An 11,149-nucleotide genomic window follows, 5' to 3' on the forward strand; every position below is an offset into this window, starting at 1 on the left:
ATATTATTTTAATTTGCCTTTTTTATTTCCTTAATATCTATAAGTTACATTATATTTTTAGGTTTACATTTCATACAATATATATTATTATATTATATATATTTGTATAAATTTACAAAAAATTTCTTTTACATTCAAAAACAATATTTTAATTTTATTTTTCTTTAATATGATGTATCTGTCAGTTCATTTACAGTGTATTTTTTAATATCATTTGTTTTATAATGTCCCGCTGAAGCTATTTTATATTCGCCAATATCAAATAAGTTGAACTTAAGATTATTCTTGTCATTTTTCAGTGATATTTCATCACCGATAAGTATTTCAAAGCTATTCAAATCCAAATTAAATCCCAGGCCAGTATATTTCATATAGCTTTCTTTTAAAACCCAGTATTTAAAAAATTCATCGTAGGGCTTATCGGATTTCATTATGTTTTCATATTCGCTGTTGAAGAAATAATTCTTGGCTATATTTAAATCAATTTCAGAGTCAATATATTCAACATCCACACCAATTTCCTTATCGGATATTGCACAGCAAACAATTTTACCGGAATGACTTAAATTAAAATAAATATTTTCATAATTGGATATGTATGCCTTATCATATTTTCCAATTTTAAATTCGGGTTTGGTGATGCCTTCTGCTTTTAATAGTTTTTGAAGCAGCAGATAAACTCCACAGCTAAGCTTCTTATCCTTTTTAAATCTATAAAAATCGATTTTTTCTTTTCTTTTATCTGAAACTAATTTATACCCCTTATCTAAATCAAGATCTTCTATATTGCAATAGGCTATTTTAATCATTTTTATCAATTATTATTAGGGTCATGTCATCAAATTGTTCCGTTCCGGTTGCAAACTCTTCAATATCTTTTAGCAGCATTTCAATTTTACCATGTTTTTCACTTATTTCATTTAACATGTTGATAAGGCGTTCTTCACCATAAAATTCATTATTGATATTTTTAGCATCAGTTATTCCGTCAGTATATGCAATCAATCTATGGAATGATGAAATTTCTTCTCTCTCGAATTCAAAGTCTTTCATAACTCCCAAAACAATACTTGGGTTCATGTTTATTTTTTCAAATCCATTTTCATTGTAAATTAATGGGGATTCGTGTCCGGCGTTGGAAAATGTCATGACTTTTGTCCTTTTATTGTATATTCCAAGCCATAATGTTATAAACATCACTTCAGTGTTATTTTCGCATAATTGGTTGTTAAGTAGATATAACACTTTGGAAGGATCTTTTTCACTTTTAAGAATTTGTTTAATGATTGCATGAGTAATTATTGAAAGTAACGCTGCAGGAACACCTTTTCCAGATGCATCACCAATTACCATAGCTAAATTTTCATCATCTATTTCGAAATAATCATAAAAGTCTCCACCTACTTCCCTTGCAGGTTCGGAATGTCCATAAACTGAATAATATTCATTTTCAATACTTTTTGTTGGCAGAATTGATTTTTGAATTTTTTCAGCAATGTTAAGTTCTGCTTCAATCCTATGTTTTTCCCCTTCAATTTTTTCTATATTTTCAATGTATTCATTGGTATTGTTAATCAAATTGGTGTAACTACGAGCCAACATTCCTATTTCATCAGTATCATTAATATGTTCAGAATATATTTTAAGTAATTCATCTGATTTGATTTTATCTCCTTTTTTAATATACTGTTCTATTTTTGAAAATGAATATAACGGATTAATCACTTCCATTTCAATATATTTTAAAACAAAAAGACATGGGATAAAGAATATAATAATTAAAATGTCTATTAATACCAGCATGTAGATCATTATGTCATCCATCTCTACCGGTGAAAATATGTCTATAACTTCAAGCAGTATGTCGTTTGTGGAAACTAATACAGATATGAATATAAGAACCATTGTTGCTATAAGAAATATCTGCATTACTTTTTCAGGTATTGACGTATAGTTTATTTCAGTAATTTTTGATTTTATTGGTTTTGTTATGTATATATATAGTAATACTGTAAGAATAATGATTTTTACAATTGTTATTGAAGCATCCTGGGCAAAATAATAATCATGAATTAAAATCAATATTGAAAGGATAAATATCAATATACCAATTGCCTTATAGAAGTTCACATTAAGTTTTCTTTCAGATATTTTGGGGGTATGGACAAAATCAATTCTTTTTGAAAGCCAAATTCCAATAATTCCAAATATAAATGCAGAATTAAGAAAATTAACAAAATATCTCGTCCCAATCTCAAAACTAATTTTTATTGTTTCCGGATAGAATATATAAGCTAATTCTTTTTGGAGTATACTGTATAATGTAGCACATGCTATGACTATTGCTAAAAACAAAATTAAATTTGATGTATTATTTAATCTGGGTTTGGTAATTACACGTCTCCATCTGTAATTTCCATACCATAATTTATAAGCTAAATATGAAATTCCAAAACTTACAATTTCTGATGTAATAATAAAATAAGGACCATACTCCCTAAAGATGTCACATAGTGTATTTCCAAGAACTGCTCCGAAAGCACCATAAGGTCCGAAAAGCAGACCGGAAATAAGAATGACTCCTATATGTGGTGAGTATCCGTAGCCGAAAACATCACTTAACATTAACTCATAAGAACCCATATTGAAGATCATCATCAAGATAAAGGGTACTAATATCTTTTTTAAATTATTTTTTTCCATTATATGCCTTTTTTAATAATTTTCAGATGGTTTTCTCCATTTTCGCGGGTGTATATCATTTCATCAACATTATCTTTTGCAAGTAAAATCCCTAAACCTCCGACTTCCACTTCATCAATGTTGCCGGATTTTTTAGAGCCTTCATTAATTGTCGGATCGAATTCAATTCCATTATCAATAAATTCTACCGTTAAATCTCCGTCATAATCAACATTGACAATAATATAGTCCGCATTGGAATAATTAACAATATTTACAAACAATTCTTCTACCGCCAATTCTACTTGGATGTTTAATTCATGAATCTTGTTGATAAATTCCTTTAGAGCATATAATTCACTTATCTCTACTTTAAGTTTTATTGAATTCATGTTATCAAGCATATATTTTTAGTTTTAAGCTTTTTTATTCAATGTTTAATATATTGTCTAATCCAGAAACAGTAATGATTTCTTTTATTGTATCTGGGGTATTTATAATTTTAAATGGAATTCCTTCAGGTTGTAATTTTTTTTGCGTTGCAATAAGGACTCTTAATCCTGCACTAGAAATGTATTCTAAGTTTGCAAAATCTAAAATTAATGAGTCGAATTTTCCAATTTCATCATTAATTTCATTTTCAAAATCTGGTGCGGTTACAGTATCAATTTGACTGTCGACACTAATTGTCAATTCTTTTTCGTTATAAATTTTTTCGATATTCATTTTATCTGCCTTTTTTTTTAAATTAATATATTTTTTATTTTAATTCATATAATTAATTTTTGTTTTGAAAAATATGTTTAAATATAATTTTTGTTCATATTCATGGATTTTAATTTCATTGCTTTTGCTTGAATCATTGTTATATAATCTTTATTATCGTTAATGATGTGGTTGATGTATTGAATTCATTTGGTTATATATCCGTATTGTTCCTACAGAAGAATTCAAGAAAATATTTAAAGAATATGGGTAAGGCATCCGGGGGACTGATTATGGATGATTTGTCAATAAATGGCACTGATTTTGAAGAGGATTTTTTCAATGTTGTTAATATGAGCCAGTCATTGAAAATTCTAGATTTATTGGATTTTTAATGGCCAGAAATTGATAAAACTTATCTTAAACAGTTTATTAATTATTTAAATAGTTTTCATTACTTTGATTAATTAATTCATAGAAATGAGAATAACTCTCTGGGGAGGTAAATAACATTATCCTCTTTTTTAATTTTTGTTGTATTTGAAATGATTATTCCATGATTTGCTTTATATCTTCGTATTGCATTTTTGATTTGGCTTTTGTCTTTTCTACCGTAGCTGACTTCAATAGGAATTGGTTTTTCAAACCCTTTTTGGATAATGAAATCAACATTTTTGTCTTGTTTTTTCCCGGAATCATAATAAGTTTTATGGATGTTATTGTTTATTTTCTCAAAATTAAAGAATGTTGATGCAACAAAATTTTCAAATAGTTTTCCCATATATGCTTGTTTGTTTTCAAGGGAAGCATTGCCTATGGCCAATGACAAAACATGTTTTAAACTTGATGTTGCAAAATAGTATTTATTAGGTTTTGTTGTTCTTTTTGCAGATGATGTAAATGGTTCTACATGAAAAATTAATTGTGTTTTTTCAAGTGTATCTAAAAGTTTGTTTATTGTAGACTTATTTGAATCAAAAATATTTGCCATTGAACCTTTAGATACTTCTCCTGGATTTTGAAGGGCAAAGAAATATAATAAATTAAACGCTAAATCCTGTGTTTTTCCATTTAATCCATTAATATTTTTCATGTCATTTGTAACAACTCTATTTACTGTATCTATCAATTTATTTATTATTTCATGTTGTTTTTGATTGAAATTTGAAGGAAACCCGCCAAATTTTAAGAAATTTTCCCATTCATTTATATTATAATTTTCAAATTCACTATAAATTTTAAGCAGCTGGCTTTCTAAACCTTTTGCTTTTTCAATATTTCCATTATAAATCAATTCATTAATTGAATTAAACATCTCAGTATTGAACTTACCATATTTTAATTTTAACTGTTCCGGATAAGATAAAGGCATAATAGGTATTTTCAATAATCTTCTTGCAGAATCTGCATTATATGTTAATTCTAATGCAGATGAACCTGTAAAAATCATAAAAATGTTTTTGTTCGTATCAAAAATTATTTTACCGATTATAGACCAATCAACATCAATTTGTGATTCATCTATCAAAAGAAAAATAGGTTCTTTTACGGTTTCAAGAATTGCATTGTGGAATATGTCTAAATAGCAGTTTACTCCTTCAATGAGTGAAGCATTACAAATTTTTTTTAGATTGTCGCAGGATAAATATAAAATATTATTTGCGTTTATATTTTTTTTCGTTTAAAAGATAATCGTATATTTGAAAGATGATTGTAGATTTTCCAACACCTCTAATTCCAGGTAAAACAAAGTATCTATTCGTATTTTTTCCTTCTAAAAATTCATCAATGTATTTTATAAGATTATAATATTCTTGTCTTTGGTTAAATAAAATATTATTGAGTGTTATTTCATCTTTTAATGAATTGGGTTTTATTAATACTTGGTTTTGGATGTGTGTTTCTAATATATTGTCCTTTCTTCCACCTATTTTTATATTCAATCACTTTATATATACTTGTATTTTTATTTTTACTAGTTATTTATATATGCTTGTATTTTTATTTTTAATATTATGATGTTATGTGTAATTAAGCTTTAAAAATTCTTTAATGAATTTTTTACTAATATCTGTTTTGATTAACTCTCCATATATATTATTAAGTTATTTTTCCAATAATTTAACTCTTTAATTGATTATAACTGGATAATATTAATATTTACTTCGATTTACTAAATACTTTTAAATATGTTAATGAATATAAAGTTATTAGATGTTTAAACGAATTTGTCTTTTTGTTTTGGGATTATTCATAATGGCGTTTGGAGTTGCATTTTCTATCAAGTCAACTTTCGGAACAACTCCCATCAGTTCCATTTCCTATGCTCTAAACTTATGTACTGGCATTAACATCGGTGTCACCACATTCATTTTCAATGCTTCTTTAATTGTCCTTCAATTGCTTATTTTAAGATCTAAATTCAAGCCAAAAAGATTGTTGCAGTTCATTAACTGTTTTGTATTTTCCTATTTTACGGATTTGACTTTATATATTGTATATTCGCTAAATATTCCGGATAATTTGCTTGTTAATGTGATACTGATATTTGTAAGTATTTTTCTGATAGCTCTTGGAATATTCATTTACATGCCGACAGATATTGCGCCTTTACCCGGCGAAGGCTGTGTTGAAGCGGTAGCTATCGTTACTGGATGGAGGTTTTCTTCAATTAAAATTGCATTCGATACATCGATGGTAATTATATCAGTAATAATGTGTTATTTCTTTTATTCAACACCTTGGGGCAGCGTTAATATTGGAACTGTGATTTCAGCATTCATGGTTGGCTTCACATTAAGACAAATTGCAAAATTATATAATCATATAACTGGTAAAGATATTAATATTATTAACAAATGAGGTTAAATCATGGAATTTGGTGAATGGAATATATACTATAAAGAGATTTTGGATGATTTTGGATTCTCACGTGAAGATGATGAAAAATGTGCCAAAGTATTGGATGAGATTTTATCCGAAGAGGGATGTTTAACCCTTGATGATTTAAGTAAAATAGTTGGATTTTCAGATAAGTATATTGTATTCGGTGCCGGCCCATCAATTAAAAAGCATATCAAGGAACTTAAAGAAAACTATGATTTAAAAGATTATGTTTTGGTTGCTGCTGATGGGGCTACAACGGCCATGATTGAAGAAAAAATCGTACCTGATATTGTTGTGACTGATTTGGATGGTAATCTGGACGATATTCTTTTAGCAAATTTGAAAGGAGCCAATATTGTTGTACATGCTCACGGCGATAATTTAAATCAAATCGTTCATGTAACGCCATTTTTCACAAATGTCCTGGGAACCACTCAGGCTCAGCCTTTAGGAAATATTTATAACTTCGGCGGATTCACTGATGGTGATAGGGCTATATTTTTGGCTGTTGCACTGGGGGCATCTGAAATAACTCTTGCAGGAATGGACTTTGGTGAGATTGTTACCAAATATTCAAGACCTAATTTGCCTGATATTTTAGGGACTGCTGATGAAGTTAAACGTAAAAAGTTGCAGTATGCTGAAAAATTTACAAATTGGATTATTGAAAATGAAAACGTTGAAGTAATCAACCTCGTTAAGTAATATTTTTTAACAAGCATAAACAAAGTAGATAGTATGGGAATTGAAGATATTTTAATGCATGATGAAAGTCTTTTTCAAAATATCAATGCATTTGATCCAGATTACTTGCCTCCAAATTATAATTACAGAGATACTCAGATGGAAGCAATGGCAATGGCAATAAGGCCAGCTATGCGTGGAGGACAGCCGTCAAATGCAGTGGTACTTGGATCACCTGCAACAGGGAAAACAACAGCAATTAAAAAAGTCTATGAACTTGTAGAAAAAAACACTGAAAAAGTTGTCTGTGTTTATATTAACTGTCAGTTGCATACTACAAGATTCGGCATTATTTCACAGGTTCACAAAAAGATTTTTGGATATTTGCCTCCTGAAACCGGTGTTCCATTTGCAAGGATTTATGAAAAAGTCATGTTTGAACTTCAAAAAAATAATCAGTCATTAATATTGGCATTGGATGATGTCAACTACCTGTTCCAAAGCAATAATGCAAATAAGTTATTCTATGATATTCTTAGAGCATATGAGGAATATGAAGGTGTAAAAACATCTATTTTTGCAATATTGTCTGATTTGGAATTTAAATATGCATTTGATAAAAACGTAAATACAGTATTCATTCCTCAGGAAATTACATTCCCACCTTATTCTTATTCTGAAGTTGAAGATATCTTAAGAGACAGAGTTAATGCAGGATTTTATCCGGGTGTTTTAAATGATGACATTTTAGAACAGATTGCAATGTATACATTTGACAATGGCGATTTAAGAACGGGCATTAACCTTCTTAGAAGCTGCGGCAATATTGCTGAAGCTGATGCATCAAGGGAAATAAAGCAGGAACATTTTGACCAGGCAATTGATTCGTTGGTTTCAGTAAATGTATCTCAAATTTTATCTTCACTGACTAATGTTGAAAGCAGTTTGCTTAAATTAATCATTGAAAGTAAGCCTAATATCACAGCAGGTGAGTTAGGCGAGCTATTCCGTGAAAAAGAAAAAGTTAGTTATTCATCTTATGCTAGAACTCTTGATAAGCTTGAATTTTTAAGATTAATAGATACAAAATATACAGGATCAGGATCCAGAGGTAATTCACGCGAAGTCATTCTTCGTTTTGACCCTGATGATTTTAATATTTAGACCTGTATATTTTAAGGAAGTTAGTTTTGTATTTAATTAGATTAATTGCAAGATAACGCCCTTTTGTACTTATAGCCTAAGGGTTTGGTATTTAATCTAATTATACTTATGTCCCATTTATAAGAGATATGGGTTTTGTGCTGTAACAATAGAAAGCACAGAAAAAAGTAACACTACAAATACAGTGAGCGTTACCATGCAAGCTTGAATATCTAAGTTTAAATATGCAATTTCATCAATTATAGAAGTTCTTTTTCTTAAATCAGCTCTTTTTGCAGTATTGTTATTTTTAAACATAATATCACATCACTATATTTAAGTTGTTTGATATCCATATATAAGCAAAGAGCAAGAGAGCATTTGAAGAGTATTATTTCGAAGGTAAAATCATGAAAAAATTTGAATATTTTGACGTTACAGCAGATATTGGGTTTTATGCATTTGGTAAAAACTTAAATGAAGCTTTTGAAAATGCAGGGCTTGCAATGTTTAACATAATATCCAATACTGATAATATTGACAAAGTAAAATCAATTGATTTCGAAATAACGTCTGAAGATAATGTATCTTTATTGTACGACTATTTGGAAGAATTATTGTTTTATCATGAGATTGAATTCATGTTGTTCAGTGAGTTCAGTATCCAAATCAGTGAAATTGATGATGCTTATCATCTTAAAGCTATTATAAAAGGTGAAGATATAAATTGGGATAAGCATGAGCGAAATTGTGAAATAAAAGCCATTACATTTCATCAGATGGAAGTTGATATATCTGATGTTGTTTCACTAAAGGCTATTGTAGACTTGTAAAATTATAAATAAAATGCTAACTAATATAATATTATGAGAAAAATTAGAACTACGTCCCGATTATTTGAACAGATTTTAGGTATTTTAGGTTCATTTTTATGTTTGATTTCAGGATCGTTTATATTGCTTATTGAAACTGGAGGTTCTGAAGGATATTCATTTTTGGGATTATTGGCTATTATAGGGGCATTTATAGGTTTTATATCTTCATATTATGTTAATAAACATGTTGAAGGTGCAGGTATTGGATTTGTACTTGCAGCAATTCTTGTGTTGATTGGAACTCCTCATTTGGCTAAAATTTGTTCAATTGCCCTTCTGATTGCAGGTATTTCTGCATTATTTAGGAAGTAGCATTTACAGCAACATTTCGGTTCTAAAATTCCATTCAATTATCTTTTTTTTTTAATCTCAAATTTGTCTTTTTTTGATTATTTCATTTATAATAATTGAACAAATTTTTCATTTTTTCTCGTAAAAAACATACTGCTTCTATGAAATTCATTTTTTTAATTGGTTTTTTTAACATTGTATAATTTTTTTATTCATTATTGAATGTACATATGCATTTTTTATTAAATATTGTGCAAGTAACTACTTACTTGCGAGAAAGATTATATAGTTTATTTGGAATAAAAATAAATATATATTAGGTAAATTTTTTGCTTGATATTACGTCATGGCCAATGACACAATAATGTGGGGTATATTTGTAGAGGCCTGGTATGATTATGGGAGATGGAATATCCAGGTTTTGTAATCACAGCAAAAGTCTATTGTTAATTATGTAATTTAAAAAATTTAAATGTCATATGGGGATATTAACGGGAGAAACACGAAAATAATTTAATGGACTTTTGAAATAAACAAGGGATATAATATTTGAAAAGGCTTCCAATAAGATATTATGCTGCAATAGCCGGGGAGTATTGTAGTATAAATGAAGTGTTTAAATATCCTTCTTTCATTAATAAAAGTATTATTTAAAGCAAAACCTGGTTTATTCTTATTAATTCTTATTTTATTTCATCCTGAAGTGTTGTAAAGTTTTCTTCAGCGAAAACAGTGCTAATAGATATGAATAAAACTAGCAATATTAAAAATATTTTTATTTTCTTCATATTTTTTCTCCCAATTTGTTAATTAATATTTATATTATTTTTAAGAGTCACGATAAATTATTTAATCAATTAAATCAAAATGTTAAAACATACTAAACTCGTGATTTTTATGACTATCAAAGATGAAATTAAAAAAATTAGAGATAATGTATATGAAGTTCCTGGAAGCTATAATAAAAAAATGAGGGCTTCAGGAAGATTATATATTGATGATGAAAGTTTTGATGCTCTTGAAGATGGTGCAGTCCAGCAAATAGTTAACGTTGCATGTCTGCCTGGTATATTCAGATACTCCATTGCAATGCCGGACATTCATTTTGGATACGGTTTTCCAATAGGTGGAGTTGCAGCATTCAACATGAGAAACGGTATTGTGTCTCCTGGTGGTGTAGGATTTGACATTAATTGTGGAGTAAGGCTGATAAAATCAAATTTACGCCAAGAAGATATTCAGGACCACCTTGATGAGCTTGTTGATGCTTTATTTAAAAATATTCCTTCTGGTGTAGGTTCCAAAGGTAAAGTAAAACTCTCCGGAAACGACATTAATGATGTTCTGGATTATGGTGCTGAATGGGCTATTGAAAATGGCTACGGATGGGATGAAGATCTTGAAGTTTTAGAGGAAAACGGTAGGATTAAGGCAGCAGACTCATCAGAAGTTAGTGACAAAGCCAAAAAAAGAGGAATTCCTCAGCTAGGTTCTCTTGGTTCAGGTAATCATTTCCTTGAAATTCAGGTCGTTGATGAAATTTACAATGAGGAAGTGGCAAAAGTTTATGGCTTGGAAAAAGGAATGATTGTCATTATGGTTCACACAGGTTCCCGTGGCTGCGGACATCAGGTATGTTCCGATTATTTGAGATTAATGGATAAGGCTTACAAAAATTATAAAATAGATATTGCTGATAGGCAGCTTGCATGTGCACCTCTTGATTCTAAAGAAGCACAAAGCTATTTAAAAGCAATGTATGCTGCGGCCAATTATGCATGGGCAAACAGACAGATGATTACTCATTGGATTCGTGAATCCTTTGAAGAGGTTTTAGGCAAATCTGCCCGCGACATGGACATGCAGATTGTTTATGATGTGGC

At 29.1% G+C, this 11,149-nt stretch carries 14 protein-coding genes; 7 read left to right on the forward strand and 7 right to left on the reverse strand.

Translation table 11 applies throughout. The annotated features are described in order from the left end of the window. Positions 1 to 164: 164 nt before the first annotated feature. Genes ACKI5C_RS00920 through ACKI5C_RS00935 form a run of 4 tightly spaced genes read right to left on the reverse strand, consistent with a single transcriptional unit; the run spans position 165 to position 3,408 of the window. Complete coding sequence (locus ACKI5C_RS00920; protein WP_407431117.1) at positions 165 to 809, reverse strand: 4'-phosphopantetheinyl transferase family protein; 645 nt, start codon at positions 807 to 809, stop codon at positions 165 to 167. Continuing rightward, the gene (locus tag ACKI5C_RS00925; RefSeq protein ID WP_407431119.1) at positions 802 to 2,658 is read right to left on the reverse strand and encodes a SpoIIE family protein phosphatase; all 1,857 of its coding nucleotides are present in this window, start codon (positions 2,656 to 2,658) and stop codon (positions 802 to 804) included. The genes ACKI5C_RS00920 and ACKI5C_RS00925 overlap by 8 nt, the downstream gene beginning before the upstream one ends. Before the next feature lie 44 nt (positions 2,659 to 2,702). Next, the gene (locus tag ACKI5C_RS00930) at positions 2,703 to 3,074 is read right to left on the reverse strand and encodes an ATP-binding protein (RefSeq protein ID WP_407431121.1); all 372 of its coding nucleotides are present in this window, start codon (positions 3,072 to 3,074) and stop codon (positions 2,703 to 2,705) included. Between the two features lie 34 nt (positions 3,075 to 3,108). Then, positions 3,109 to 3,408 (reverse strand): STAS domain-containing protein, encoded by a 300-nt coding sequence (locus tag ACKI5C_RS00935; RefSeq protein ID WP_407431123.1) that lies wholly within the window; start codon positions 3,406 to 3,408, stop codon positions 3,109 to 3,111. A gap of 128 nt (positions 3,409 to 3,536) precedes the next feature. Here ACKI5C_RS00935 and ACKI5C_RS00940 point away from each other — a divergent pair, with 128 nt between their 5' ends. After that, a complete protein-coding gene (locus ACKI5C_RS00940) occupies positions 3,537 to 3,782 on the forward strand; it encodes a hypothetical protein (RefSeq protein ID WP_407431125.1) in 246 nt (81 codons plus the stop codon). A gap of 77 nt (positions 3,783 to 3,859) precedes the next feature. Here the strand turns inward: ACKI5C_RS00940 and ACKI5C_RS00945 are convergent, their stop codons facing one another. Next, positions 3,860 to 5,056, reverse strand: coding sequence for an ATP-binding protein (locus ACKI5C_RS00945; protein ID WP_407431143.1), 1,197 nt, complete (start codon positions 5,054 to 5,056; stop codon positions 3,860 to 3,862). Beyond that, entirely contained in the window at positions 5,043 to 5,330 is a 288-nt protein-coding gene (locus tag ACKI5C_RS00950; protein ID WP_407431127.1) for a hypothetical protein, read from the reverse strand. Before ACKI5C_RS00950 ends, ACKI5C_RS00945 begins: the two co-directional genes overlap by 14 nt. 271 nt (positions 5,331 to 5,601) lie before the next feature. Between ACKI5C_RS00950 and ACKI5C_RS00955 the strand changes: the two genes are divergently transcribed. The 3 genes from ACKI5C_RS00955 to ACKI5C_RS00965 are packed head-to-tail and all read left to right on the forward strand — an operon-like array spanning position 5,602 to position 8,121. Then, positions 5,602 to 6,249 (forward strand): YczE/YyaS/YitT family protein, encoded by a 648-nt coding sequence (locus tag ACKI5C_RS00955; RefSeq protein ID WP_407431129.1) that lies wholly within the window; start codon positions 5,602 to 5,604, stop codon positions 6,247 to 6,249. Positions 6,250 to 6,258: 9 nt separating this feature from the next. Next, a complete protein-coding gene (locus tag ACKI5C_RS00960) occupies positions 6,259 to 6,978 on the forward strand; it encodes a 6-hydroxymethylpterin diphosphokinase MptE-like protein (protein ID WP_407431131.1) in 720 nt (239 codons plus the stop codon). Between the two features lie 33 nt (positions 6,979 to 7,011). Further along, positions 7,012 to 8,121: an ORC1-type DNA replication protein gene (locus ACKI5C_RS00965; protein WP_407431133.1), complete on the forward strand. Its 1,110-nt coding sequence runs from the start codon at positions 7,012 to 7,014 to the stop codon at positions 8,119 to 8,121. A 117-nt stretch (positions 8,122 to 8,238) separates the two neighbouring features. Here the strand turns inward: ACKI5C_RS00965 and ACKI5C_RS00970 are convergent, their stop codons facing one another. Next, positions 8,239 to 8,418: a hypothetical protein gene (locus tag ACKI5C_RS00970; protein ID WP_407431135.1), complete on the reverse strand. Its 180-nt coding sequence runs from the start codon at positions 8,416 to 8,418 to the stop codon at positions 8,239 to 8,241. Positions 8,419 to 8,510: 92 nt separating this feature from the next. Between ACKI5C_RS00970 and ACKI5C_RS00975 the strand changes: the two genes are divergently transcribed. The 3 genes from ACKI5C_RS00975 to ACKI5C_RS00985 form a co-directional block, all read left to right on the forward strand. Further along, on the forward strand, positions 8,511 to 8,933 hold the full coding sequence (locus tag ACKI5C_RS00975) for an archease (protein WP_407431137.1): 423 nt from the start codon (positions 8,511 to 8,513) through the stop codon (positions 8,931 to 8,933). 33 nt (positions 8,934 to 8,966) lie between these two features. Continuing rightward, the gene (locus ACKI5C_RS00980; protein ID WP_407431139.1) at positions 8,967 to 9,287 is read left to right on the forward strand and encodes a hypothetical protein; all 321 of its coding nucleotides are present in this window, start codon (positions 8,967 to 8,969) and stop codon (positions 9,285 to 9,287) included. An 876-nt stretch (positions 9,288 to 10,163) separates the two neighbouring features. Then, positions 10,164 to 11,149: RtcB family protein (locus tag ACKI5C_RS00985; RefSeq protein WP_407431141.1), on the forward strand; the 986-nt coding region annotated here is incomplete at its 3' end.

Origin of the sequence: Methanobrevibacter sp. (assembly GCF_045646045.1) — an archaeon.
Classification (GTDB): Archaea; Methanobacteriota; Methanobacteria; order Methanobacteriales; family Methanobacteriaceae; genus Methanocatella.